Raw genomic sequence first — 23,959 nt, 5'->3', positions numbered from 1 at the left:
CCGTGTACGTCACGCAGATCGAGCCACGCATCAGCGAAACGGACGTCGTCGGCCACGTCAACAACACCGTGCCTCCCGTATGGTTCGAGGCGGGGCGAAGCGAGCTGTTCCGGCTGTTCATGACGGACGGGACTCTCGAGAACTGGTCGATGATCGTCAAGGCGTACGCCGTGGTGTTCGAGAAAGAGCTGCACTACGGATCCACGGCGACGGTCGAATGCCGCATCGAACGAGTCGGGAACACCTCCGTGACTCTGGACGAACGGATTCTTCAGCGGGGCGAGATCTGCGTGACGGGGAAGACAACCTACGTACATGTGGGGCCGGATGGTCGTCCGGCCCCCGTGCCACCGGAGATACGCGCGGAATTGGACCGGCAGCGTCTGGAGGAGGAGAAGAAGTGACGGATCGGATCAGAATCACGCGGACGCGAGGCGTCCTCGAGATCACACTCGCGAGGCCCGACGCGCTCAACGCGCTCGAGAACTCGATGATCGCGGCGATCTGCGATGCGCTGGACCAGGCGGCATCCGACTCGGCCGTGCGGGCGGTGCTCGTGCGCGGGGAGGGAAAGGCGTTCTGCGCGGGCGACGACCTTGTCGACATGGGAACCGCCGAGCATCCGGAGCCCGACGACCTGCACGCGCGCTACGCGGGCGGCTATCCGCGCATCGTGACGAAGATCCTCGAGCTGGACAAGCCGGTGGTGTGTGCCGTTCAGCGGTACGCGCTGGGCGCGGGATTCGAGATCGCCCTGGCGAGCGACCTCATCGTCGCGGACGAGGGGGCACGTTTCGGACTGCCGTTCGTCCTGCGAGGGATTGCCGCGGGCACCACGATGCTGGTTCGTCGCACCAGCTGGCACGTGGCGATGGGCGTGCTCGCGACGGGCGGGATGATGGACGCGGCGACGGCGGACAGGCTCGGTCTGCTTGCCCGTCGCGTGCCCGCCGACGAGGTGCAGGACGTCGCTGCGGAACTCGCCGGATCCCTCGCGGGATCGGCCACCCGCGCGATCGGCCTGATGAAGTCGGCGATGCGCTCGGGCGAGACGCTCTCGGTGGGAGAGGCGTTCGACCTTCAGGTCGAGGCGACGGCGGCGAGCGCCCAGACCGACGACTTCGCCGAGGGCAAGCGCGCCTTCGCGGAGAAGCGGGATCCGCAGTTCGAGGGGAGATGAGCCCATGAACGAAACGACGCACGGCGCCCGCACGGCGCCGACACGCGATCAACCGGTCCATGCCTACGTCGCCGAGCACGCGCGCGAGCGGCCCGACCACCCGGCGATCGTCTTCGGGGATCAATCGATCAGCTACGCGGAGCTGGAGAGGCAGGCGATTCAGCTCGCCGCCTATCTCGCGGAGCGCGGGGTCGAGAAGGGCGATGCGGTGGGGCTGTTCATGCAGAACTCGCCGCAGTTCATCGTGTCGTTCCTCGCGATTCAGCGCCTGGGAGCTGTCGTCGGGCCGTGCAACCCGATGTTCAAGGAGTGGGAGCTGGAGTATCAGCTGGGAGATCTGGGGGCGAAGGTCCTCATCACCTTCGACGAGCTCGTCGACGTATTCCGGCGCGTGGAGACGAGCGATGTCCACACCGTGGTGTGTGCGAACTTCGCCGATGTCGTCACGGACCCTTCATCGATCCCCGTCGACGCGTCTGCGGCCGTCGTCCGCGACAGCGGGGCGGCGGAGACCGCGAGATTCGCGGACATCGTGGCGGGGACGCGTCCCGAGCCCGCTCCCGTCGACATCGACATGGTCAACGACCCGAGCCTCGTGATCTACACCTCCGGGACCACGGGGAAGCCGAAGGGTGCGATGCTCTCGTATCGCAACGCCGAGTTCAAGACGGCGTGCCTCGTCGAGACCTACGGCTTCTCCGGCGACGACGTCTTCTGCTCGGTCATGCCGATCTTCCACATCGCCGGCATGGTTGTGGGGATGACGTCCCCGCTCATGGTGGGGGCGACGATCGTCGTCGAAGCGCGGTTCGATCCGATCCTCATGCTGAAGGACGTTGCACGCACCCGGGCAACGGTGCTCTACGTGACGCCTCCGATCGCGCTGGGTCTTCTGGACGCGGACGTCGACCAGTCGGCGGCGCTGCGGGACGTACGGCTCACGCTCGGCACGAGCTTCGGAATGCAGATCGATCGGGATCTGTCGGACCGCTGGCAGGCCGTCGCGGGGGTCCCGTTGTTCGAGTGGGCATACGGCATGAGCGAGACCCACACGGGCGACACCCTCATGCCTCCGGAGGCGATCCGGTACGGGTGCCATGGCAGGCCCACCTTCGAGACCGAGCTGCGCATCGTCGATCCCGAGGATGCGTCGAGAGACCTCCCGAGCGGCGAGGTCGGGGAGATCCTGGTGCGCTCGCCCAGCGTCTTCCTGGGGTATCGCGGCAGGCCGGAGGCAACCGCCGAGGTCCTCATTGAGGGGTGGTATCACACGGGAGATCTCGGGCGGATCGACAGCGAGGGGTACCTGCACTTCGACGGTCGCAGCAAGGAGATGATCAAGAGCTCGGGGTACTCGGTGTTCCCGGAGGAGGTGGAAGGGATGCTCATCCGTCACGACGATGTCGCGCAGGCCGCCGTCGTCGGATACGCGGACCCGAAGCGGGGCGAGAGCGTGCGCGCATTCATCGTGCTGCGTGACGGCGCGGAGACAACAGCGGACGACATCATCGCGTGGTCACGCGCACGGATGGCGGCCTACAAGTATCCGCGTGACGTGCGCTTCGTCGATTCCCTGCCGCACACCACGACCGGGAAACTCCAGCGGACGAAGTTGAAGCAGACGGGGTAGGGAGAACGGCCAGATTCCGGCGGCGCGACGGCGCCGTTCCCCTCACGCCACCGCGCCGTCGCCCGTGAGATCTCGGGAGCCGGCGCGAAACGTGAACCGACACACGCCGGAAATGGGCACAGGGCACGCTGTGGGGGACCCCATCCGAGGAGGCCCCATGTCGTATGTGAAGCCCGCCGAGCTCGTCACGAGCATGATCGATGCCGGCGAGTCGAAGGTCCTGATGTCGACGCGCGACACGCTGATCCGCTCGTTCATGGGCGGCGCGATGCTCACGCTCGGCGCAGCGTTCGCCGTGACCGTTGCGACGCAGACAGGCAATCCGCTTGTCGGTGCGATGCTGTTCCCGGCGGGCTTCGTCCTGCTCTACCTGCTCGGCTACGACCTGCTCACGGGCGTGTTCACGCTCGCGCCGCTCGCGCTGTTCGACAAGCGGCCCGGCATCACGGTGGGCGGGATCGGGCGCAATTGGGGGCTCGTCTTCCTCGGCAACTTCGCCGGAGCGTTCATGGTGGCGCTGTGCATGTCGATCTACTTCACCTACGGCTTCACGAGCGAGCCGAGCGTCGTCGGCGAGGCGATCAGCGAGATCGGCCACGGCCGCACACTCGGCTACGCGGAGCACGGCGCGGGCGGCATGCTCACCCTCTTCATTCGCGGCATGCTCTGCAACTGGATGGTGTCGACCGGCGTGGTTGCGGCGATGATGTCCACCTCGGTGCCCGGCAAGGTGATCGGCATGTGGCTGCCGATCATGCTGTTCTTCTACATGGGCTTCGAGCACTCGGTCGTCAACATGTTCCTCTTCCCGACCGGGCTGCTCCTCGGCGCCGACTTCACGGTCGGCGACTACCTGATCTGGAACGAGATCCCGACCGTCATCGGGAATCTCGTGGGAGGACTCACCTTCGTCGGGCTCATGATCTTCGCCACGCACGGGCGCACGGGCCCGAAGCGAGTCGTGCACACCCGTCCGAACGGCAAGACGTTCGCGGCCGCACCGACGCGCGTGCCGCCGCAGGGCTGATCGAATCCGGCGCGGCGGCAGTCCCGCTCACCGAATGTCGGCGTCGGCCGACGCACGGTCCGTCACGGTGCGGGCCCCGCGGGACAGGAAGATCGCGATGGCGACGAGGCAGAGCACCACGACGAGGGCTGTTCGCAGTCCGAAGTGCTCGCCGAGGAAGCCGAGGACCGGCGGGCCCACGAGGAAGGCGATGTACCCGATCGTCGCCGCGAACGACACTCTCGCCGCCGAATCGGGGCCCGAATCGCCCGCCGCGGAGATCGCGACGGGGAACCCGAGCGAGGTGCCGACGCCCCAGAGGATGACGGCGACCGCGGCGGCGATCTGGCTGTCGACGAAGATGATGACCGCGAGGCCCAGAGCGCCGAGGAGCGCGCTCCCGGCGAGGACCGCGGCGCGGCCGAAGCGGTCGACGAAGCCACCGCCGAGGAATCGCCCGATCGTCATCGACGCGGCGAAGACCACGTAGGTCGCCGATCCGAGGGCCGCGTCGAAGCCGTGCCCGTCGACCATGAGGAGCGGCAGCCAGTCGTTCGCCGTTCCCTCGGCCATCGCGAGCGCGAGGATGATGCCGCCGATCAGCAGGAGATTCGGATCGCGCCAGACGCGCGGGCGCGGCGATCGTTCGTTCGCTGCGGAGGCGGATCGCTTCCCGAATCCGCTCGGTACGGAGCGGATCGCCGCGACGACGACGATCGCCATGGCGACGGCGACGATCCCGAGGTGCCAGCCGACGGGGAACGAGATCGCCGTGAGGAGCATGCCGACGACGGCGCCGAGGACGGTGCCGAGGCTGAAGAAGCCGTGGAGGGTGGGCATCACGGAGCGGCCCAGGAGGCGCTCGACCTCGGCGCCGTCGACGTTCATCGCGACCTCGCCGCCGCCCATGCCGAGCCCCACGAGCGCGAGCCCGAGCGCCACGACGGGGCCGGATCCGGCCGCGGATCCGGCGCCGGCGGTCGCGACGCCGAGGGCGACGATCATCGCGCCGACCGCGATCATCGGGCGCGTGCCGAAGCGCGACACCAGAGGCCCAGATCCGAGGATCCCGATCATCGAGCCGATCGACAAGCCGAAAAGGATGAGCCCCATCTCCGCAGTCGACGCGCTGAGGAGATCCCGCACATCGGGGGTCCGCGTGACCCACGACGCGATCCCGATGCCGGGAAGCAGGAACAGCACGAATAGCGCGTTGCGGTGCGCGCGGAGAGTGACGGACATGCGGCTCCCGGGAGATGAGAAGGACCTCGCAAATCTACCTGCCTCTCTGGAGAGCGGATTCCGCGCTGTGCGCGAGGATGGAGGGATGACGACGCACGAGTTCAATCTGCGCGGCGTTCTCGTCCGCGACCACGCCGTTTCCGCCCCTCTTGACTGGGCGGATCCCGCGAGCGGACGGAGCATCGGCCTCTTCGCTCGCGAGCTGCAGAAGCCCGGGATGTCCGACGCGCCCGTCCTCCTGTTCCTGCAGGGAGGACCGGGCGGCAAAGGGCCGCGGCCCATGCCGGGGGAGGGGTGGATCGACGAGGCTCTGAAGACGCATCGCGTGCTGCTGCTCGACCAGCGCGGCACGGGACGCTCGACGCCGATCGACCGCGCGACGGTCGCCGGGATGACGGCGGAGGAAGCGGCCGACTACATCCGCTGCTTCCGCGCCGAGCAGATCATCGCCGACGCTGAGCACATCCGCCGCGAGGTGTTCGGCGGCATCCGGTGGCAGACGCTCGGCCAGAGCTACGGCGGGTTCCTCACGCTCAGCTATCTGTCGTTCGCGCCCGACGCGCTCGAGGCGAGCTACGTCACGGGCGGGATCACCTCGATCGACCCGTCGATCGACGATATCTACCGGAACACCCTGCCGCGCGTGCAGCGCAAGACCGCGGAGTTCTCCCGCCGCTACCCCTGGCACGTCGAGACGCTGCAGACGATCGTCGACATCGTCGAGAACGACGAAGTGCTGCTGCCGAGTGGGGATCGGCTGAGCGCCCGCCGGCTGCAGACGCTCGGGATCGACTTCGGCATGGGCCCCGGAATGGAGCGGCTGCTGTGGCTGCTCGACGAGGCGATCCTTCCGTCCGGGCGGCTTAGCGACGCCTTCCTCGACGGAGTCGACCAGCGCACGCAGTACTGGAGCGGGCCCCTGTACGCCGTGCTGCAGGAGGAGATCTACGCCGACGGGGCGGGCGCCACCCGGTGGGCGGCGCACCGCATGCGACAGGAGCTCGGCGGGTTCGATGCCGCCGAGGAGGTCGCGGCGGGACGCCCGATGCCGTTCACGGGCGAGATGTTCTTCCCGTGGCAGTTCGACGAGATCGCGTCGCTGCGCCCGTTCCGCGATGCAGTCATGGCGCTGCATGAGCGCACCGATCACCCGGAGCTGTACGATCGCGCGCAGCTGGCCCGCAACGAGGTGCCCGTCGCGGCGGCGATGTACCACGACGACATGTTCGTGCCGATCGAGTTCGCCGAGGCGACCCGCGACGCCGTGCCGAACATGCATCTGTGGATCACGAACGAGTTCGAACACGACGGGATCCGCCAGGATCCGCGGGTCGTCCGCCGTCTCCTCGACCGCGTGATCGAGGAGGGCGGGCCGCTGCGCTGACATCGCGAGTCAGCCCCGCGGGCCGCCCATGCCTCCAGCGAGGGCCTCGCCGGTCGTCACGGTGGCTGCCTCGGAGCCGTCGACCGTGATCGTGTAGCTCTCTCCGGCGGCGACGTCCGCGCTCGAGAACACCACGGCGCCGAAGTCCTTCGCGGCCTCGTCGGAGTACAGGGTGGTTCCGTCGGCCGCGACGATCTCGATCGTCGCGCCGGCCGAGCCGGAGGCGCTCGCGGCGACCCAAGCCTGAGCTGAGTCGGTCGACGGCGTCTCACTCATGCCGCCCGCGTCGAGCGCGAGCAGGGTGCCACCTGACACGGTGATCTCGCCGTTCGCGTCGAGTGCGCCGTTGCCGCTGTTCGTGGGGCCGCCCACGACGATCGTGCCGCCCGTGATCTCGAGGGATCCGTTGGAGTCGAGGCCGTCGCCCGCGGCGTCGATCGTGATCTCGCCGCCCGCGATGAGCACCCACTCGCCCGTGTCCTGCATGCCGCCGCCCATGTCGGGCCGGTCCCCGCCCTCGGGAATCTCGCCGCCAGGGAACTCACGATCTGCCGTGGCGTCCTCGTCGGCCGTGGAATCCTCGTCGGCCGTGGAATCCTCGGCAGACGTCGTCGTCGAGTCCGGTGTCCCGGCGGATCCGTTGATTCCGTCGTCGGACGCGACGATGTCGATCCTGCCCCCGCCGATCGCGACTGTGCCGCCCTCGATGCCCTCGTCCGCGGCGATCGCGATGTCGCCGTCCGTGATGATGACGTCGGTGAATCCGTCGATGCCGTCGCTTCCGGCCGTGACGTCGAGCGTGCCGCCTTCGACGAGGACCCAGCCCTCCGTGTCGTCGTCGTCCTGGTCGCTCACGAGGCCGTCGCCCCCGGCATCGACCGTGATCTCACCGCCGCGCACCGTGAGCGAATCCTTGCCGCGGAGACCGTCGTCGGCCGCGGTGACGTCGATGGTTCCGGAGAGCACGACGAGGTCGTCCTTGCTGGTGATGCCGTCGTTCGCGGATCCGTCGACCGTCAGCGATCCGTTGCCTGAGATCGTGAGGTCAGTGTCGGCGAAGACCGCGGCGTTGGCCTCGGCTTCCTCGTCGTATGAACCGGTCGACGTGGCAGCGTTCGTGGATCCGTCTTCGAGGAAGAGCGCGACATCATCGGCCGAGATCACCTGGATCGCGGGCGCATCCTCCGCTTCGATCGTGACGCCGTCGAGGATCAGCACGACCTGCGCATCGTCGGCCGCGTCGACCTCGACCGAGCCGGAGAACTCGCCCGAGAGGCGGTACACGCCGGCCTCGGTGATCGTGAGGACGCCGTCCGCGACCGTCACACCGGACGCGTCGGTCTCCGCGGTGGATCCGGACAGCGCGATGTCCTGTGCGTCGTCCGCCGACCACTCGTCGTCGTTGACGACGGTCTGGTCGGCGTTCGCCTCGACGACTGCCGACACGCTCTCGGACTTCGAGGCCGTCGATGCGGTCGTCGCCGTGCCGTCGGAGGGCGTCGAATCTGTCGCGGCGTCGGCGATGGCCGAGCAGCCTGTGAGGGCCGCGACGCCGAGAGAGAAGGTGAGGCCGAGGCCGACCGCGACGCGGAGAGCGGGCCGGTGCCGGCGGGAGGGGGATGTGGTCATGGTGGTTCTCCTTGGGAAATCAGGCGACGCGAGTCGAGGGCGCGCCGTCGGCGAAATGGGTGCGGAGCACGCGGCTCCACTTGTTCGACGGGAGATCGGGTCGCAGTGCGGCGAGTCCGGTCGCGAACTTGCTGACCGACGACGGCCGGATCCCCGCACGCCACAGCAGGTGGTCGACGACGGAAGCGCGCGAGGACGACTTCGTCTCCACGACGACGAGGCCGGGCCGCGTCAGATGTCCGCCCCACGTGTCGGCCCATTCGAGATCGGAATCGACCGTCGCGCGTGCGCCATCCGACAGGAGGAGCGTCATGCGGCGGTAGCCCGTGTGCAGGGTGGGGACGAGATCGTCGACGAGCGTCTCCTCGAGGCCAAGGGCCGAGATCGCCTCGGCCGCGTGCGAGCGGCCTTCGGGCGTGAGCCGTTCGACGGCGTCTGTCGGGTGCGGGATGCGCTCCTTGACGGTTGTGCCGCGGCTGCCCTTCGTCTTCATCTCGAGGAAGGCGGCATCGGTGTCGACATAGTGGCGGCAACGGAGCTTGAAGCGTCGGCGCCGACCGCGCGCCGCGAGGTGGTAGCTCAGCAGATCAGGGGTGTCGAAGTACATCGATCCGTAGTGGGATCGGCGCTCGCCGTCGATCTCGAGTACGCGTGTCGCGTCGTCCAGGTGATGGAGGATCCCGATCACGCGTTCGGCGGGGACGAGGTACTTCCGGTCGACGCGGGTGAGGAGCGCGGCTTCCGCGACGAGCTCGTCGAGCCCGATCGGACGGAACCGCGATGCGACACCCTCGATGACTGCCGTGCTCATGCGGACACCTCAGCGCGATCGGCGCTGCGCTCCCGATCTCGCTCATCGCCCTGGCTCGTCACGCGGTAGCGCACGTCGACGAGCGTCGTGTCGTTGACGAAGTCGATGTGCTGAACGTTCAGCGAGCGCACGTCGCCACCGACGCGGGCGCCGATCACGGCGCGAAGCTCGTCTTCGTCGGCGATCGCCTCGTCGAGTTGCATCGTGCGGTGCCGGGTGGCTCCGAAGAGGGCCGGGTGATCGACGATCGCGAGGGCGAGGACGATGAGGCCGATGAGTACGGCCGGCATGACCCCGAATGCCGGGGTCAGCCCGGCGATGAGCCCCATCGCGAGGGCCGCGAAGTAGTAGGCGACCTCGCGCTGGGAGATCTCGCTTGAACGCAGCCGGATGATCGAGAGCACGCCGAAGAGACCGAGGCCGAGTCCCATCGCGACGTCGGCGGAACCGAGCACGTATGCGACGGCGTAGACGCCGATGTTCACTCCGAAGAACGCGACGACGAGGTCGCGCCGACGATGGCGGCGGAAGTAGACCGCGATCGTGAGGATCGTGATCGCGGCGAGGTCGATGAGGAGCATCGTGAGGTCGGGCATGGTGTTCACCTTTCGTTCACTTCGAGTGAAGTGACCCGCCCTATGTGGCATCTATGCCGCGGTGAAGCGCAGGACATGAGTTCGTCTGCGCCCACGAAAAAGGTCCGCCCCGGCGAACCGGGACGGACCTTCTCTCTCAGGCGGCTGCTCAGTCGCTGCCGCGCAGGATCGCGATCATTCGCAGGATCTCGATGTAGATGAACACGACGGTCGCCATGATGCCGTAGGCGGCCGTCCAGGCGAGCTTCGCGGGGGCGCCGTTGCGGACGCCGCGCTGGATCGCGTCGAAGTCGAGCACGAGCATGTACGCGCCCATGAGGACGACGGCGATGCCGATGATGACACCAAGGGGGATGCCCATGATCGTGATGTCCCGCATGCCGAACGTCAGCTCCGGGGGCAGCACGCCGAACATCATCAGACCGATGTTGAGGAGCGAGAACACGCCGTAGCCGATCATCGCGATCATGACGATCTTCGTCATCTTCGCCGAGGCGCGGATCTTGCCGCTCGCGAACAGGGCGAGGGTCGTACCGATCACGGCGATCGTCGCGAGCGCGGCCTGGAACACGATGCCGGGCCAGACCACCTCGAAGAACGCCGAGATGCCGCCGACGAAGAGCCCCTCCACGACCGCGTAGGCGAACGTCAGCGCGACGGGTGCCGTCTTGCGGAAGGCGATGACGAGGCTGATGACGAGCGTGCCGACGGCACCGATGATCGCCGGCAGGAGGTTGAGGGTCGGGGCCGACTGGGGCGAGAGCGTGCCGCCGAGCGTGATGAACCAGCTGACGACGCCGACGGCGAGCATGATGGCGAACAGGATCACGGTCTTGACGATCGTGTCCTCGTACGTCATGCGGCCGGTCTGCGGCGTGCCGGCGGAGGGCGCGGCGTACATGCCCTCGATCTGCGCCTGATCTGCGACGCCCTGCGCGGGCGGAACGGGGGGCGCGGTGGGAGTGAGGGGCGTGGCGTACCCGTTCTGGGCGCGTCCAGGCTCCTGCGTGAAGTAGGGGTTGTTGAATCCGGCGCTGGCCATTGCTGCGGTCACACTCCTGGGTTCTCTTGGTCGCGCGTGCGCGCGGTTCCTCCAGAGTATCGACGCGAGCCTATGGCTGGGCTGTGTTCACGCGGATTTCTCGGGGCAGCTCTACCCTGTGACGATGCGTTCCTCCGCCCCCATCGTCATCGGCCATCGCGGCGCGCCCGGTTATCGGCCGGAGCACTCCCGGTCGGCGTACGAACTCGCGATCGCCCAGGGGGCAGACGCGATCGAGCCCGATGTCGTCGCGACGCGTGACGGCGAGCTCGTCGTCCGGCACGAGAATGAGATCTCCGGAACGACCGACATCGCAGGCCGCCCCGAGTTCGCGCACCTGCGCACGACGAAGGAGTTCGCCGGCCACGTGCTCGAGGGATGGTTCACGGAGGACTTCACCTGGGACGAGCTGCGCACGCTCCGCTGCCGCGAGAGGATCCCGAAGCTGCGTCCCGCGAGCGCCGCGCACGACGGCGAGGACCGGATCCTCACCCTCCGGGAGGTGCTCGACATCGCGCGGGACGGCGGGGTCGGCGTCGTGATCGAGATCAAGCACGCGCCGTACTTCTCCGCGATCGGGATCGATCTCCCCGCCCTCGTCGCGGAGGAGATACGGGCGTCGGGCTGGCAGAAGCCGGGCGCGCCGGGGCGCCTCGTGATCGAGTCGTTCGAGCAGTCTGCGCTCGACGCGGTGCGCGTTCACGGGATCCGTGCCGAGTACGTGTACCTCGTCGAGCGCGCGGGAACCGCGCTTGATCTCGCGCTCGCCGAGGGCGATGCTGCCCCCACGTACCGTGCCCAGCTGAAGGATCTCGACTCTCTCGCCGCGCAGATCGACGGCATCAGCGTGCACAAGAGCCTTCTGCTCCGTGAGACGGCGCCCCCGCGGTTCGCGCTCGAGGCGCGAGAACGCGGGCTCGAGCTGTTCACCTGGACGTTCCGCGCCGAGAACGCGTTTCTGGCGCGGCGATACCGCCTCGGTTCTGCACGCGCCGCGCACGGCGATTGGCGCGCGGAATGGCGCGCGCTGCGCGCGGCCGGCGTGACCGGAGTGTTCGCCGATCAGCCCGATCTCGCGCGGAGGGCGCTCTCGTCGCCGTCGTCGTCCCAGGGGTTCGAGACGCGACCGACCAACCCGGACTGACCCGGTCCCAGAAGGAAGATCCTTCGCACGCATTCTTCGGCGGCGATCGCGTCGCCTCGCTCGATCGCGACCGCGGCTTCTTCGAGCGTCGCTCGGATATCGGCAGCGGCCGTGACGATCGGGAAGGTCCCGCGCAGATTGCGCGAGAGCGTGAGCCACGCGTCGGACATCGTCGACTGGAAGAGGGGGTTGTTGCTGTGCGCTCCGAGGATCTCGCCGAGTCGCTGCGTGCCCTCATAGGCCGACTTCGGCTCGTTCGCGACGAGGCGGCCGATTTCGCGGAGCAGAGCCGTGACCTGAGCGCGCGCCGTCTCGTCCATCCTCGGCACGGCCAGTCGGATGCCGATCCCGAGCTGGTAGCCGAGGAACTCGAGCGACTGGGCGGGCATCTCGGGGGTGACCTCGGTCACGCGCGTGTACCGGCTTGCGACCATCTCGATGAGCCCCTGCCGCTCGAGGCGCTGCAGGGCCTCGCGCACGGGCATGCGCGAGACGCCGAGGCGGTCGGCGAGCTCGCTGTCGCGCACGCGCTGACCGGGGGTGAGCGAGCCATCGACGACGGCCTGGCAGAGTCTCTCGTACACGATGTCGGCGAGCCGCTTGTGCTGCGCCTGGGTCTCGGACATGTCGGTTTCCACGGCTCTCCCGTCGCTGTTCTTGCGATACTACGCCGCTGAATGTCAGGGGTCTCTCATAAACTCGATCGGGCCATGCCTGATGCACCCGACTCGCCCCTCGTCCCATCCGACCACGATCCGCTTCTTGACGGCCTGAACGCGCAGCAGCGCGAGGCGGTCGAGTATCGCGGACGTGCGCTGCTCATCGTCGCGGGGGCGGGATCCGGGAAGACTCGCGTCCTCACGCACCGCATCGCGTCGCTGCTGCGGGCCCGAGACGCCTGGCCGAGCCAGATCCTCGCGATCACCTTCACGAACAAGGCGGCGGGCGAGATGCGTGAGCGCGTCCAGGAGCTCGTCGGCGAGCAGGCGAAGGGCATGTGGATCTCGACGTTCCACTCGGCCTGCGTGCGCATCCTGCGTCGCGAGGCCGAGCAGTTCGGCTTCACGAAGGCATTCACGATCTACGACTCGGGCGATGTGCGCGCCCTGCTCAAGCGGCTCGTGAAGGAGCATCAGGCCGACGCCTACGGGCTCACGCCTGCGACGACGCAGAGCCGCATCTCGAAGCTCAAGAACGAGCTGATCGACGCCGATGCTCACTCACGTCAGGCCGATATGAACGACCCGGCCGAGCGCGTGTTCGCGGAGGTGTTCCAGGACTACGCCCGCCACCTGCGCCGCGCGAACGCGTTCGACTTCGACGATCTGCTGGCGCAGACGGTTTTCCTGTTCCGCGCGTTCCCGCAGGTTGCCGACGTCTACCGCCGCCGGTTCCGACACATCCTCGTCGACGAATATCAAGACACGAACCACGCGCAGTATCAGCTGATCCGCGAGCTCACGCGCCCCGTCCAGGGAGACAGCGTCGATGTGGGCGGCGGCATGGTCGCGCTGATGCCCGATGCGGCTGACGAGCCGGCCTCCCTCACGGTCGTGGGCGACTCCGATCAGTCGATCTACGCCTTCCGCGGGGCGGACATCCGCAACATCACCGAGTTCGAACGCGACTTCGAGGGAGCGAAGGTCGTGCTCCTCGAGCAGAACTATCGATCGAGCCAGAACATCCTCGACGCCGCGAACGCGGTCATCCGCAACAACTTCGACCGTAAGGACAAGAAGCTCTGGACCGATCAGGGCGAGGGGAAGGCGGTCGTCGGCTTCACCGGATACTCGCAGCACGACGAGGCGCAGTTCGTCGCTGACGAGATCGATTCGCTCCGCCGCGACGGCGTCGACTACAGCGACGTCGCTGTGTTCTACCGCACTAACTCGCAGTCGCGCGCGCTCGAAGAGATCTTCATCCGCTCGGCGATCCCGTACCGGATCATGGGCGGCACGAAGTTCTACGACCGTGCCGAGATCAAGGACGCACTCGCGTACCTCGTCGCGGTCGTCAACCCGGCCGACGAGATGGCTGTGCGGCGGATCCTCAACAAGCCCAAGCGCGGCATCGGCGCTGTCACCGAGACGAACATCGCGCGGTTCGCGGCCGACAACGACATCACCTTCCGTGACGCGATCGGTCACGCCAGCGAGATCGGGCTCGGTCCCAAGCTGCAGAAGGCGCTCTCTCACCTCGATTCGGTGCTGCGCGAGGCGCAGGAGATCCTGCTGCCGGCGTCGGGCGATCCCGCCCCGCCGAGTGCCGTCGCCGAGGGGCTCCAGGTGCTGCTGAACAAGTCGGGATACCTCGACGTTCTGCGCCAATCGCGCGATCCGCAGGACGAGGCGCGGGTCGAGAACCTCGACGAGCTCGTCGCGGTGACGCGCGAGTTCGCGCGCAACAACCCCGAGGGAACGATCATCGACTTCCTCACCGAGGTGGCGCTCGTCGCCGACAGCGACGACATCGACGACGCATCGGGGACCGTCTCGCTGATGACCCTGCACACCGCGAAGGGGCTCGAGTTCGACGTCGTCTTTCTCACGGGCGTCGAAGAAGACCTCATTCCGCATCGCATCGCCGCGGGGGAGCCCGGGGGGCCGCAGGAGGAGCGGCGCCTGTTCTACGTCGGCATCACGCGCGCCCGCAAGCGACTGTTTCTCTCGCTGGCCATGACGCGCGCGCAGTTCGGTGAGGTCTCGGTCGCGATGCCCAGCCGTTTCCTGCAGGAGATCCCGGCCGGCCTCATCGACTGGCGTCAATCGCCGGGCGACGTCAATTCGCGTGGCGGCACGCAGTCGCGCGCGCTCAACGCCGTGCGCCCCAGAGAGAACCGATGGGGCGCGCGCCCCCTCGAGTCGAAGGGCACGTCTTCGTCGCTCGCCGAGTTCTCCAATCGCGTGACGGGCAAGGTGCGCGACAACGGTGACCTCGAGCTCGCGGCCGGTGACCGGATCCGCCACGACGACTTCGGTGAGGGCGTGGTCGATGTCGTGACAGGCCAGGGTGCGAAGCGCATCGCGCACGTGCGTTTCGAGGAGGCTGGGGCGAAGAAGCTGCTGATCAAGGTTGCGCCGATCGAGAAGCTCTGACGCGTCGCCGCTGGATGTGACGCCCCTGGAGAGACGGACGTAGGCTGGGCGCATGGGTCTTTTCTCGCGCAAGAAGAAGTCCGACGGCGACGACGACGGATCGGTCGATCCGCAGCGCGAGGAGCCCCAGGCGCCCGCGGAGGAAGGCTCGGCGGCGGATGCCTCGGCCGAAGCTCCGCAGGATGAGAGCGCTGCCCCGGGCGTCAACATCTCGTTCTCGTCCTTCCAGGGCGTCGGCGCGCCCTCCGGCCCCGAGGTCGGTTCGCCCGACGAGAAGAAGCCGCGTCAGGAGCAGCCCTCGCCGCAGCCCACCCCGGCCCCGCAGGGCGGCCGCCCCGTGCCGCCGCGCGAGCTGCCCCTCGCGCCCGCCGCCCCGCCGAACGACATCGAGACCGTGAAGGGGCTGCGCGACAACACGCTGCTGCGCGACGCGCTCGCGTCCCTTCCCGAGAAGCCCACGCCGCAGCAGCTTCTCGGCGTTGCCCGTCAGCTGATGCAGGGGCACGTCTTCCTGCGCGTCACGGGCGATGTCCGCGAGCAGATGCAGGAGAACGGCAAGGCCACCCTCTCGTTCGGCGTCGCGCGCAACGGAGACAAGAGCTACATGCTGGTCTTCAGCTCGGGCAAGGCACTGCGCGCCGCCGTCCAGGCCGACGGCAATGCGCAGACCTCGGCGGTTGCGCAGCCCGTTCCCATGATTCTGGGGCACATGATCGACAACGGCTTCGACGGCCTCATCGTCGACAACGCATCGGGTCCGCATCGCATCGTGCTCCCGCGCGAGGTCCTCGAACGAGCGCGCGAGCAGGCCGATCCGAATCTGCGCGTCAAATCGGCGCTCGCGCAGCCGCGCGAGACCGACACGCCGAAGAAGGTCGCGTCGATCCTTTCCGAACGCCCCCCGCTGTGGGTCGCCGTCGGGCCGTCGCCGAAGGACGAGAAGAAGATGGGGATCGCGGAGGCCCGCCTCGCGAACGGCACGCGCCTGCTGCAGGTGTACTCGCACCCCCTCGAGGTCGTGGCCCAGGGGCGCAGCGAGCGCGCATTGCCGTTCGGTGTCGAGAAGGTCGCGAAGGTGCTCGTCGACCACCCCGAGCTCGGCGGCATCCTCATCGACCCCGCGGGCCCCCTCATGACGCTCACGCGTGAGGAGCTCGACCCCGTACTCGCCCTCGCCGACGAAGCGGATGACACGGGCCTCGACACGCAGATCTGACAGCGAGACATGATGCGCGGGCGGGGCCACCGCCCGCGCATTGCGCCGTATGTCGGGATGGTTCGCCTCGCGCCCTCGCGCTTGCGTACAGTCGATGATCCTTGACCCGAGGAGTTTCATCATGACCTTCCGCGCCCGCACCGTGGCCTCCCTGTCCGCCGTCGCCGTTCTCGCGCTCGCCGGATGCGCTTCCGGCGCCTCCGACGATTCCGACGCCGCCGCCCTCGGAAGCGAGTCGAATCCGGTGCGCATGGGGGTCGTGGGCGCGAGCGATGCGTACTGGGACGTCTTCGTCGATGCCGCGGCCGACGAGGACATCGCGGTCGAGCTGGTCGACTTCACCGAGTACACGCAGCCCAACCCGGCGCTCGCGGAGGGCGAGCTGGACATCAACCAGTTCCAGCACATCATCTACCTCGCCGACTACAACGTCTCGGCGGGCAAGGACCTCCAGCCCATCGGTGCGACCGTGACCTACCCGCTCGGCCTGTACTCGGCCGAGTACGGCGACGTCGCCGACATTCCCGAGGGCGAGACGGTTCTCGTCCCGAACGACACGACGAACCAGGCGCGGGCCCTTCTGCTTCTGCAGTCGTCCGGCCTCATCACCCTCGAGGAGGGCGGCAGCCCGTTCTCGACGCTCGACGACGTGATCGAGGACGAATCGGCGGTCGAGGTGAAGGGCCTCGACGCGGCGCTCATCGCCCCGTCGCTTCCCGACGCGGCCGCAGCCGTGATCAACAACGACTTCCTCGAGAGCGCCGGCCTCACGAGTGAGGACGCCATCGCGACGGACGACCCCGCGGATCCGTCGGCCCGTCCGTACGTGAACATCTTCGCGACCCGCGCCGACGATGTCGACGACGAGGTGCTGAACCAGCTCGTCGAGATCTACCAGGCGAACGACGAGGTGCTCGAGGGCGTCATCCAGGTCAGCGGGGGGACGGCCGTCGTCGCGACGACGCCGAAGGACGAGCTGCAGGCCTCGCTCGCCGAGGTCGAGGAGCAGGTCCGCGCCGCGGGCGAGTGACGAGCCGCCGCACATGCCGCACATCACGCTGAGGGACGTGACGAAGACCTACCCGCCACGTTCGCGGGGAGGCGAGGCTGTCACGGCCGTCGACGGGGTGTCGCTCGAGATCGAGCGCGGCGACGTGTTCGGGATCATCGGGTACTCGGGCGCGGGCAAGTCCACGCTCGTGCGACTCATGAACGGTCTCGAGCCCGTGACGAGCGGATCCATCGACATCGACGGCGTCGACATCGCCGCGATCTCGCCGCGGCGGCTGCGGCACCTGCGGCAGGGGATCGGCATGATCTTCCAGCGGTTCAACCTGCTGCGCTCGCGCACGATCCGCGGCAACGTCGCATATCCGCTCGAGGTCGCGCGCGTGCCTCGTGCCGAACGCGCGCGCCGCGTCTCGGAGCTGCTTGAGTTCGTCGGGCTCGCCGATCGCGCCGATGCCTACCCTGAGCAGCTGTCCGGCGGACAGCAGCAGCGCGTCGGTATCGCGCGGGCGCTCGCGGCGGATCCCGCGATCCTCCTTGCCGACGAGGCGACGAGCGCGCTCGACCCCGACACGACCGACGAGGTGCTCGAGCTGCTCTCGCGCGTCAATCGCGAGCTCGGCATCACGATCGTCGTCATCGCGCACGAGATGGACGTCATCGCCCGCATCGCGAGTCGTGTGGCGGTGATGGAACGCGGTCGCGTCGTCGAGTCGGGCGAGACGTACGACGTGTTCACCCGTCCGCGCACCGATACGGCGACGCGCTTCGTGCGAACGGTCGTGCGCGCCCTGCCGGAGGGCGACGCGCTCGTCGAGCTGCGGAAGAAGCACGAGGGGCGGCTCTTCACGATCTCGTTCACCGACGAGGGCGTCTCTGAGGCGCGCGTCTTCGGTGCGCTCGCGCGGGCCGGTGTCGACTTCAATCTCGTGCACGGGGGCGTCGACGACATTCAGGGTCGCGTCTACGGGCTGCTGACGATCGCCGTGCGCGGCGACGAGCAGGCGGTGCGCGAGGCGATCGGATCGATCGGGTCCGGCGTGACGATCTCGGAGGTGACGGCGTGAGCGACCTCCAGAGCGACATCGTCGCCATCCTCCCCGACATCCTCGAGCAGACGGGCATCACGCTGTGGCTCGTCTCGGCGGCCCTCGTCTTCGGCGGCGTCGCCGGGCTCATCGTGGGCGTCGCCCTCACCGTCACGCGCCGGGGCGGGATCCTGCAGCAGTCGCTCGTCTACGGCACGCTGAACCTGCTCGTGAACGTCTTCCGGCCGATCCCGTTCATCATCCTGCTCGGCGTCCTGCAGCCGCTCGGACGCATCGTCCTCGGCACGGGCATCGGCAACACGGCGGCGATCTTCGCGATCTCGGTCGCCGCGACGTTCGGCGTTGCGCGCATCGTCGAGCAGAACCTCGTGACGGTCGACGACGGCGTCATCGAGGCCGCGCGGGCGATGGGCGCGGGCCCGTGGCGCATCATCCTCACCGTGATGCTGCCCGAGGGGCTCGGACCGCTCATCCTCGGCTACACCTTCGCGACGATCGCGATCATCGACATGTCGGCGGTCGCCGGCATGATCGGCGGTCTGGGCATCGGAAACTGGGCGATCGCCTACGGACAGCGCCAGAACGACTGGGTCGTCATCCTCAGCGCCCTCGTCGCGATCATCATCGTGACGCAGATCGTCCAGGCCATCGGCAACGCGCTCGCGCGCCGCGTCCTGCGCCGGTGATACCGGTTCAGAGTCCGTCCGCGAGCACGTCCGCATAGAGCGCGCGCGTGCGGGCGGCGATCGTCGTCCACGAGAACTCGCGCTCGGCGCGCTCGCGGCCCGCGGCGCCGAGCGCGCGCGCCCTCTCGGGGTCGGAGACCATCTCGGTCAGGGCTTCGGCGAGGTCGGCGACGAATCGATCGGGGTCGAGCGGCGTGCCCGTGCCGTCGTCGAGCTGTTCGATCGGCACGATCGTTCCGGTCACGCCGTCGGCGACGACCTCCGGGATCCCGCCCGTGCGCGTTCCGACGACGGGGAGACCGCAGGCCATCGCCTCGAGATTCACGATGCCGAGCGGCTCGTACACCGACGGGCACACGAACGTCGTCGCGGCGCTGAGCAGCGCGCACAGTTCGGGTCGCGGCAGGTGACGATCGATCCAGACCACGCCGTCGCGTCGCCCGCGGAGCTCGGAGACGAGCCCCTCGACCTCAGCCATGATCTCGGCCGTGTCGGGGGCGCCCGCGCACAGCACGAGCTGCACCTCGGGCGGAAGCAGCCGGGCGGCGCGCAGCAGATAGGGGAGCCCCTTCTGCCGCGTGATCCGGCCGACGAAGACGACTGATGGGCGGTCGGGGTCGACGCCGAGGGCGCGCACGGCGTCGCCATCGTCGACACGGCTCCACCCGTCGAGGTCGATGCCGTTGTAGATCACCTGAACGCGCCCGGGGTCGAGATCCGGATAGACGCGCAGCAGATCGCGGCGCATGCCCTCGCTGACGGCGACGATCGCATCGGCGTCGCCGAGGGCCTCGCGTTCGATCCAGCTCGTGAGCCGGTATCCGCCGCCGAGCTGCTCGGCCTTCCACGGGCGCAGGGGCTCGAGGCTGTGCGCGGTTGCGATGTGCGGGATCCCGTGCAGGAGCTTCGCGATACGGCCCGCGAAGTTCGCGTACCACGTGTGCGAGTGCACAAGGTCGGCGCCGGCGACGTTGTGCGCGATCGCGAGGTCGGTGCCCATCGCCTGCAGCGCGCCGTTCGCCTCGGCGAGATTGTCGGGCGTGCCGTAGGCGAATGTGCCCGGCTCGTCCCGTTCGGCGCCGAAGGTGCGCACGACCGTGTCGACCCCTCCCGCACGCAGCGCCTTCACCAGCTCGGCGACGTGGACGCCAGCGCCGCCATACACCTCGGGGGGATACTCGCGGGAGAGGACGTCGACTCGCATGCCCCTCAACCTAGACCCGCGATGCCCCCAGAGGAACCCCCGGAGGAGCCGCGCAGATCGTCGCGCGAAGGGGTCTGGTTCTGGGAGCGCGATCGTCCTACGGTGTGGCCATGAAGCTCTTCGGAATCGTGCTCGCCGGCGGCGAGGGAAAGCGGCTCATGCCTCTGACGGAGCTTCGCGCGAAACCCGCGGTGCCGTTCGGAGCCCAGTACCGACTCATCGACTTCGCGCTCTCGAACCTCATCAACTCGGGGCTGCGCCAGATCGTCGTGCTGACGCAGTACAAGTCCCACAGCCTCGACAGGCACATCTCGCAGGTCTGGAACACGAACGGGCTGCTGGGTTCCTACATCGCGTCCGTTCCGGCGCAGCAGCGGCTCGGCAAACGATGGTTCCAGGGATCCGCCGACGCGATCCTGCAGAACCTCAATCTCATTCACGATGAACGGCCCGACTACATCGCGGTCGTCGGCGCCGACCACGTCTACCGCATGGACTTCTCCCAGATGCTCGAGGCGCACATCGACTCGGGGGCCGAGGCGACCGTCGCGGCGATCCGCCAGCCGATCTCGCTCGCCGAGCAGTTCGGCGTGATCGAGGTGGATCCGGACGATCCGACGTGCATCCATCGCTTCCGGGAGAAGCCGCAGGATCCGGCGGGGCTTCCCGACTCGCCCGGCGAGGTTCTTGCGTCGATGGGCAACTACATCTTCACGGCCGACGCCCTCGTCGACGCGATCGTTACAGACGGGGACGAGGCGCAGTCGAAGCACGATATGGGCGGCGACATCATCCCCGCCTTCGTCGAGCGCGGCACCGCCGGCGTCTACGACATGGTGCGCAACTCGGTTCCCGGCTCGTCCGAGCGCGACCACAGCTATTGGCGGGATGTCGGCACGATCGACTCGTACTTCGAGGCGCACCAGGACCTCATCTCGGTGCTTCCCGTGTTCAATCTCTACAACCAGGAATGGCCGATCTTCACCCAGCAGGTGAATCTCCCGCCCGCGAAGTTCACGCGCGACGCCCGCGGCACGCTGAGCACGGTCATCGACTCGATCGTCGCGGCAGGGAGCGTGATCTCGGGCGCGCACATCGAACGCAGCGTCTTGAGCGCAGGCGGCATCGTCGAATCCGGTGCTCACGTGAACGACGCGATCGTGTTCGAGGACGCGCGCATCAAGCCGGGGGCGACCATCCGTCGCGCGATTCTCGACAAGAACGTCGTCGTCGAGGCGGGCGCGTCGATCGGCGTCGATCACGAGGCCGATGTCGCGCGCGGATTCGCGGTGACGCCGAGCGGCATCGTGCTCGTGCAGAAGCACGCCGTCGTGAGGGCCTGAACGGGCGGCGGGACTCTACACGAACGCCCCGACGCCCGTGATGTCCCGGCCGATGAGGAGAGCCTGCACGCTCTCGGTGCCCTCGTAGGTGTGGAGGGCCTCGATGTCCGCGAGGTGCTGCATGACGCGGTTCTCGAGCAGGATCCCGTTGCCGCCGAGCATGTCGCGCGCCTCGCGAGCGATGTCGCGCGCGGCGCGCGTGTTCGTGTACTTCGCGAGCGACGCCTGCGTCGGGCGCAGCGCCCCCGATGCCTCGAGGTCGGCGAGGCGCCGACAGAAGAGCTGCATGCCGGTGAGCTGGGAGAGCATGCGCGTGAGGCGCTCCTGCACGATCTGGAAACCGGCCAGCGGGCGGCCGAACTGGATCCTCTCGCCCGCGTACTGCAGCGCCGCCTCGTAGCAGGCGGTCGCGTGGCCGAGGGCCGACCACGCGACGCCCGATCGCGTCGCGAACAGCACGCGCGAGGTGTCGGCGAAGGCGTGCGCACCGGGGAGGCGCGCGTCGAGGGGCAGGCGCACGTCGTCGAGCCGGATGTGGGCCTGGTGGATCGCGCGCAGCGACCCCTTGCCCTGGATGACATCCCCGCGGTAGCCCGGCGTGTCCTGGGCAACCAGGAAGCAGCCGACACGTCCGTGGTCGTCGTCGGACTCGTCGTCGATCCGCGCCCAGGTGAAGGTGATGCCGCCGGAGGCGCCGTTCCCGATCCACTTCTTCGCGCCGCGCAGCACCCACTCGTCGCCGTCGCGCCGGGCCGTCGTCTCGAGGCCCGTCGAATCGCTGCCGTGATCAGGCTCTGTCAGAGCGAAGGATCCGGGCACCTCGCCGCGCGCGATCGGCCGCAGCCATCGCTCCTTCTGCGCATCGCTGCCGAACAGGGCGAGCGTGCGCAGCGCGAGACCGCCCTGGACGGCGAGGACGGTTCCGAGGGATCCATCGCCGCGCGACAGCTCCATGTTCACGAGTCCCGCCGCGAGCGGGCTGAGACGCGTGAGGCCGTCGTGTTCGACACCGTCGGTCATGACGTCGTGACGTCCGAGCGAGCCGAGGATCCGCTCGTGTGGGTACTCCGCCCGCTCCCACGCGTCCAGCAGATCGTCTGCGATTTCGCCGACGACGGCGCGGGCGCGACTCCACGCGTCGCGCTCGCCGTCTGCGAGATCCGCGAAGACGTCGTAGTAGTCGGTGTCGAGAGGTCCGGTGACGTTGTACGAGCTCACGCGCTCGCCGGGGAACTGCTCCGTTGCCATGAGGGCCAGGCTAGGGCGCCAGGCGCGTCGCGCACGAGCGGGCTGTCGGGAGCCTACAAAGGCCCGTGGGCGGCTAGGTGAGCTCCTTGCGGGACCCTTCGGCGGTTCGCAGGACGGCGATCGTTCCGGCGAGCATCACCGCGATCCAGAACACGCCGACGAGCCAGATGGATCCGTCCGCCAGGAGCACCAGTCCGCTTGCGATCATGGGAGTGAAGCCGGCGCCGAGAGTTGATGCGCCCTGGTAGGCAAGCGATGCTCCCGTGTATCGGACGCGAGTCGGGAACTGCTCGGCAATGTACGCGCCGATGGGGCCGTACAGCAGTCCCTGGACGAGTCCGTTCCCGAGCAGATCGGCCGTCGCGAATCCCCACACCGTGCCGTTCGTCAGCAGGATGAGCATCGGGTAGGCGAGCAGGATCCCGAGGCCACCGCCGATGACGAGGACGGTGCGACGGCCGATGCGGTCGCTCAGACGGGCCGAGAGGAAGGTGATGACGAGTGTGAGGGCCGCGCCGACGGCCTTCCACACGAGGACGCTCGTGCGGTCGGCGCCCGCCTCGACGGAGACAGATACGCCCCACACGGTGACGATGCCCTGGCAGCAGTAGAAGCTCATCGTCGCGATCAGGGCGAGCAGCACGGCGCGCGGGTGGTGGGCGAGCACGTCCAGGATCGGCAGGCGCCGCTTCTCGCTCGACTGCTCGAGTTTCTGGAACAGCGGCGACTCCGTCACGCGGAGCCGAATGACGAGCCCCACGGCGATGAGCACGGCGCTGAGGAGGAAGGGGATCCTCCATCCCCACGTGAGGAACTGATCCCCCGTGACGCCCGATAGGAACGAGACCACGAGCGTCGCGAGGATCGCGCCGGCGGGACCACCAGCGTTCGCGAAGGAGGTCGCGAACCCGCGCTGGTGCCGGGGCGCGTGCTCCATCGCCATGAGCGCGGCTCCGCCCCACTCGCCGCCGACGGCGACTCCCTGCACGAGGCGGAGCGTGACGAGCAGGATCGGGGCGATCACGCCGATCTGCGCGGTCGTCGGCAGCAGTCCGATCGCCGTCGTGGCGACGCCCATCATGAGCATCGACAGGACGAGCATCTTCTTTCGCCCGACGCGGTCGCCGAAGTGTCCGAACACGATCCCGCCGAGAGGGCGGACGATGTATCCGGCGGCCAGGGTCGCGAACGAGGCGAAGATCGCGACGGCGTCGGGCAGGTTCTCGAAGAACACGCGGTTGAATACCACGGAGGACGCGACCGCGTAGAGGATGAAGTCGTAGTACTCGATCGCCGTGCCGATGAAGCTCGAAGAGAGGATGCGCCGCATCTGCGGCGTGTTCAGCGACGTGGCGACGACGGTGGCGGTGTCGGCGGAGTCGAGTGTCTCGGCTCCGGCCGGGCGGGTGCGATCAGTCATGATTCCTCCTTGAATCGACCGAGATG

General features: G+C 68.5%; 21 protein-coding genes. 12 read left to right on the top strand and 9 right to left on the bottom strand.

Features of this window, described 5'->3' with window-relative positions:
- Nucleotides 1-2: 2 nt before the first annotated feature.
- From C0012_RS12840 to C0012_RS12825, 4 genes are all read left to right on the top strand, one after another.
- Nucleotides 3-404 carry an acyl-CoA thioesterase gene (locus C0012_RS12840; protein WP_111467006.1) on the top strand — a complete coding sequence of 134 codons (402 nt, stop codon included), beginning with the start codon at nt 3-5 and terminating at the stop codon, nt 402-404.
- On the top strand, nt 401-1,180 hold the full coding sequence (locus tag C0012_RS12835; RefSeq protein WP_162622943.1) for an enoyl-CoA hydratase/isomerase family protein: 780 nt from the start codon (nt 401-403) through the stop codon (nt 1,178-1,180). The genes C0012_RS12840 and C0012_RS12835 overlap by 4 nt, the downstream gene beginning before the upstream one ends.
- Nucleotides 1,181-1,184: 4 nt before the next feature.
- On the top strand, nt 1,185-2,810 hold the full coding sequence (locus C0012_RS12830; protein WP_111467004.1) for a class I adenylate-forming enzyme family protein: 1,626 nt from the start codon (nt 1,185-1,187) through the stop codon (nt 2,808-2,810).
- Nucleotides 2,811-2,967: 157 nt separating this feature from the next.
- The gene (locus C0012_RS12825) at nt 2,968-3,837 is read left to right on the top strand and encodes a formate/nitrite transporter family protein (RefSeq protein ID WP_111467003.1); all 870 of its coding nucleotides are present in this window, start codon (nt 2,968-2,970) and stop codon (nt 3,835-3,837) included.
- Between the two features lie 27 nt (nt 3,838-3,864).
- On the opposite strand, the gene C0012_RS12820 is transcribed toward C0012_RS12825, so the two are convergent.
- Complete coding sequence (locus tag C0012_RS12820; protein WP_111467002.1) at nt 3,865-5,058, bottom strand: MFS transporter; 1,194 nt, start codon at nt 5,056-5,058, stop codon at nt 3,865-3,867.
- A gap of 85 nt (nt 5,059-5,143) precedes the next feature.
- Here C0012_RS12820 and C0012_RS12815 point away from each other — a divergent pair, with 85 nt between their 5' ends.
- The gene (locus tag C0012_RS12815; protein WP_111467001.1) at nt 5,144-6,442 is read left to right on the top strand and encodes an alpha/beta fold hydrolase; all 1,299 of its coding nucleotides are present in this window, start codon (nt 5,144-5,146) and stop codon (nt 6,440-6,442) included.
- Nucleotides 6,443-6,451: 9 nt separating this feature from the next.
- Here the strand turns inward: C0012_RS12815 and C0012_RS12810 are convergent, their stop codons facing one another.
- The 4 genes from C0012_RS12810 to C0012_RS12795 form a co-directional block, all read right to left on the bottom strand.
- The gene (locus tag C0012_RS12810) at nt 6,452-8,071 is read right to left on the bottom strand and encodes a carbohydrate-binding domain-containing protein (protein ID WP_111467000.1); all 1,620 of its coding nucleotides are present in this window, start codon (nt 8,069-8,071) and stop codon (nt 6,452-6,454) included.
- A 19-nt stretch (nt 8,072-8,090) separates the two neighbouring features.
- The gene (locus C0012_RS12805; protein ID WP_111466999.1) at nt 8,091-8,882 is read right to left on the bottom strand and encodes a polyphosphate polymerase domain-containing protein; all 792 of its coding nucleotides are present in this window, start codon (nt 8,880-8,882) and stop codon (nt 8,091-8,093) included.
- Nucleotides 8,879-9,478: a DUF4956 domain-containing protein gene (locus C0012_RS12800; RefSeq protein ID WP_111466998.1), complete on the bottom strand. Its 600-nt coding sequence runs from the start codon at nt 9,476-9,478 to the stop codon at nt 8,879-8,881. Before C0012_RS12800 ends, C0012_RS12805 begins: the two co-directional genes overlap by 4 nt.
- Before the next feature lie 148 nt (nt 9,479-9,626).
- Entirely contained in the window at nt 9,627-10,520 is an 894-nt protein-coding gene (locus tag C0012_RS12795; RefSeq protein WP_111466997.1) for a Bax inhibitor-1/YccA family protein, read from the bottom strand.
- A 124-nt stretch (nt 10,521-10,644) separates the two neighbouring features.
- Here C0012_RS12795 and C0012_RS12790 point away from each other — a divergent pair, with 124 nt between their 5' ends.
- A complete protein-coding gene (locus C0012_RS12790; protein ID WP_111467203.1) occupies nt 10,645-11,664 on the top strand; it encodes a glycerophosphodiester phosphodiesterase family protein in 1,020 nt (339 codons plus the stop codon).
- Here the strand turns inward: C0012_RS12790 and C0012_RS15495 are convergent.
- Nucleotides 11,583-12,290, bottom strand: coding sequence for a GntR family transcriptional regulator (locus C0012_RS15495; protein ID WP_162622942.1), 708 nt, complete (start codon nt 12,288-12,290; stop codon nt 11,583-11,585). The two genes, C0012_RS12790 and C0012_RS15495, sit on opposite strands and share 82 nt — an antisense overlap.
- An 84-nt stretch (nt 12,291-12,374) precedes the next feature.
- Between C0012_RS15495 and C0012_RS12780 the strand changes: the two genes are divergently transcribed.
- From C0012_RS12780 to C0012_RS12760, 5 genes are all read left to right on the top strand, one after another.
- Nucleotides 12,375-14,759, top strand: a complete 2,385-nt coding sequence (locus tag C0012_RS12780; protein ID WP_111466996.1) for an ATP-dependent helicase — start codon at nt 12,375-12,377, stop codon at nt 14,757-14,759.
- A 52-nt stretch (nt 14,760-14,811) separates the two neighbouring features.
- Nucleotides 14,812-15,975, top strand: coding sequence for an SseB family protein (locus C0012_RS12775; RefSeq protein WP_111466995.1), 1,164 nt, complete (start codon nt 14,812-14,814; stop codon nt 15,973-15,975).
- 121 nt (nt 15,976-16,096) lie between these two features.
- Nucleotides 16,097-17,005, top strand: a complete 909-nt coding sequence (locus C0012_RS12770; RefSeq protein ID WP_111466994.1) for a MetQ/NlpA family ABC transporter substrate-binding protein — start codon at nt 16,097-16,099, stop codon at nt 17,003-17,005.
- 13 nt (nt 17,006-17,018) lie between these two features.
- Entirely contained in the window at nt 17,019-18,050 is a 1,032-nt protein-coding gene (locus C0012_RS12765) for a methionine ABC transporter ATP-binding protein (protein WP_111466993.1), read from the top strand.
- Complete coding sequence (locus C0012_RS12760; protein ID WP_232527927.1) at nt 18,047-18,718, top strand: methionine ABC transporter permease; 672 nt, start codon at nt 18,047-18,049, stop codon at nt 18,716-18,718. Before C0012_RS12765 ends, C0012_RS12760 begins: the two co-directional genes overlap by 4 nt.
- 7 nt (nt 18,719-18,725) lie before the next feature.
- Here the strand turns inward: C0012_RS12760 and glgA are convergent, their stop codons facing one another.
- A complete protein-coding gene (gene glgA, locus C0012_RS12755; RefSeq protein ID WP_111466992.1) occupies nt 18,726-19,922 on the bottom strand; it encodes a glycogen synthase in 1,197 nt (398 codons plus the stop codon).
- A 110-nt stretch (nt 19,923-20,032) separates the two neighbouring features.
- On the opposite strand from glgA, the gene glgC reads away from it, so the two are divergent.
- Nucleotides 20,033-21,265, top strand: coding sequence for a glucose-1-phosphate adenylyltransferase (glgC, locus tag C0012_RS12750; protein WP_111466991.1), 1,233 nt, complete (start codon nt 20,033-20,035; stop codon nt 21,263-21,265).
- 15 nt (nt 21,266-21,280) lie between these two features.
- Here the strand turns inward: glgC and C0012_RS12745 are convergent, their stop codons facing one another.
- On the bottom strand, nt 21,281-22,513 hold the full coding sequence (locus C0012_RS12745) for an acyl-CoA dehydrogenase family protein (protein ID WP_111466990.1): 1,233 nt from the start codon (nt 22,511-22,513) through the stop codon (nt 21,281-21,283).
- A gap of 73 nt (nt 22,514-22,586) precedes the next feature.
- Entirely contained in the window at nt 22,587-23,933 is a 1,347-nt protein-coding gene (locus C0012_RS12740) for an MFS transporter (RefSeq protein WP_111466989.1), read from the bottom strand.
- Nucleotides 23,934-23,959 lie beyond the last annotated feature (26 nt).

It is taken from the genome of Microbacterium suaedae (assembly GCF_003254645.1).
Lineage (GTDB): Bacteria > Actinomycetota > Actinomycetes > Actinomycetales > Microbacteriaceae > Microbacterium > Microbacterium suaedae.
Note: the sequence above shows the minus strand (reverse complement) of the source record. Positions and strands in the feature narration are given on the sequence as shown.

Coding starts and splice junctions, on each gene's coding strand:
- C0012_RS12830 (WP_111467004.1), top strand. CDS start 1,185: ATGAACGAAACGACGCACGGCGCCCGCACGGCGCCGACACGCGATCAA.
- C0012_RS12825 (WP_111467003.1), top strand. CDS start 2,968: ATGTCGTATGTGAAGCCCGCCGAGCTCGTCACGAGCATGATCGATGCC.
- C0012_RS12820 (WP_111467002.1), bottom strand. CDS start 5,058: ATGTCCGTCACTCTCCGCGCGCACCGCAACGCGCTATTCGTGCTGTTC.
- C0012_RS12815 (WP_111467001.1), top strand. CDS start 5,144: ATGACGACGCACGAGTTCAATCTGCGCGGCGTTCTCGTCCGCGACCAC.
- C0012_RS12810 (WP_111467000.1), bottom strand. CDS start 8,071: ATGACCACATCCCCCTCCCGCCGGCACCGGCCCGCTCTCCGCGTCGCG.
- C0012_RS12805 (WP_111466999.1), bottom strand. CDS start 8,882: ATGAGCACGGCAGTCATCGAGGGTGTCGCATCGCGGTTCCGTCCGATC.
- C0012_RS12800 (WP_111466998.1), bottom strand. CDS start 9,478: ATGCCCGACCTCACGATGCTCCTCATCGACCTCGCCGCGATCACGATC.
- C0012_RS12795 (WP_111466997.1), bottom strand. CDS start 10,520: ATGGCCAGCGCCGGATTCAACAACCCCTACTTCACGCAGGAGCCTGGA.
- C0012_RS12790 (WP_111467203.1), top strand. CDS start 10,645: ATGCGTTCCTCCGCCCCCATCGTCATCGGCCATCGCGGCGCGCCCGGT.
- C0012_RS15495 (WP_162622942.1), bottom strand. CDS start 12,290: ATGTCCGAGACCCAGGCGCAGCACAAGCGGCTCGCCGACATCGTGTAC.
- C0012_RS12780 (WP_111466996.1), top strand. CDS start 12,375: ATGCCTGATGCACCCGACTCGCCCCTCGTCCCATCCGACCACGATCCG.
- C0012_RS12775 (WP_111466995.1), top strand. CDS start 14,812: ATGGGTCTTTTCTCGCGCAAGAAGAAGTCCGACGGCGACGACGACGGA.
- C0012_RS12770 (WP_111466994.1), top strand. CDS start 16,097: ATGACCTTCCGCGCCCGCACCGTGGCCTCCCTGTCCGCCGTCGCCGTT.
- C0012_RS12765 (WP_111466993.1), top strand. CDS start 17,019: ATGCCGCACATCACGCTGAGGGACGTGACGAAGACCTACCCGCCACGT.
- glgA (WP_111466992.1), bottom strand. CDS start 19,922: ATGCGAGTCGACGTCCTCTCCCGCGAGTATCCCCCCGAGGTGTATGGC.
- glgC (WP_111466991.1), top strand. CDS start 20,033: ATGAAGCTCTTCGGAATCGTGCTCGCCGGCGGCGAGGGAAAGCGGCTC.
- C0012_RS12745 (WP_111466990.1), bottom strand. CDS start 22,513: ATGGCAACGGAGCAGTTCCCCGGCGAGCGCGTGAGCTCGTACAACGTC.
- C0012_RS12740 (WP_111466989.1), bottom strand. CDS start 23,933: ATGACTGATCGCACCCGCCCGGCCGGAGCCGAGACACTCGACTCCGCC.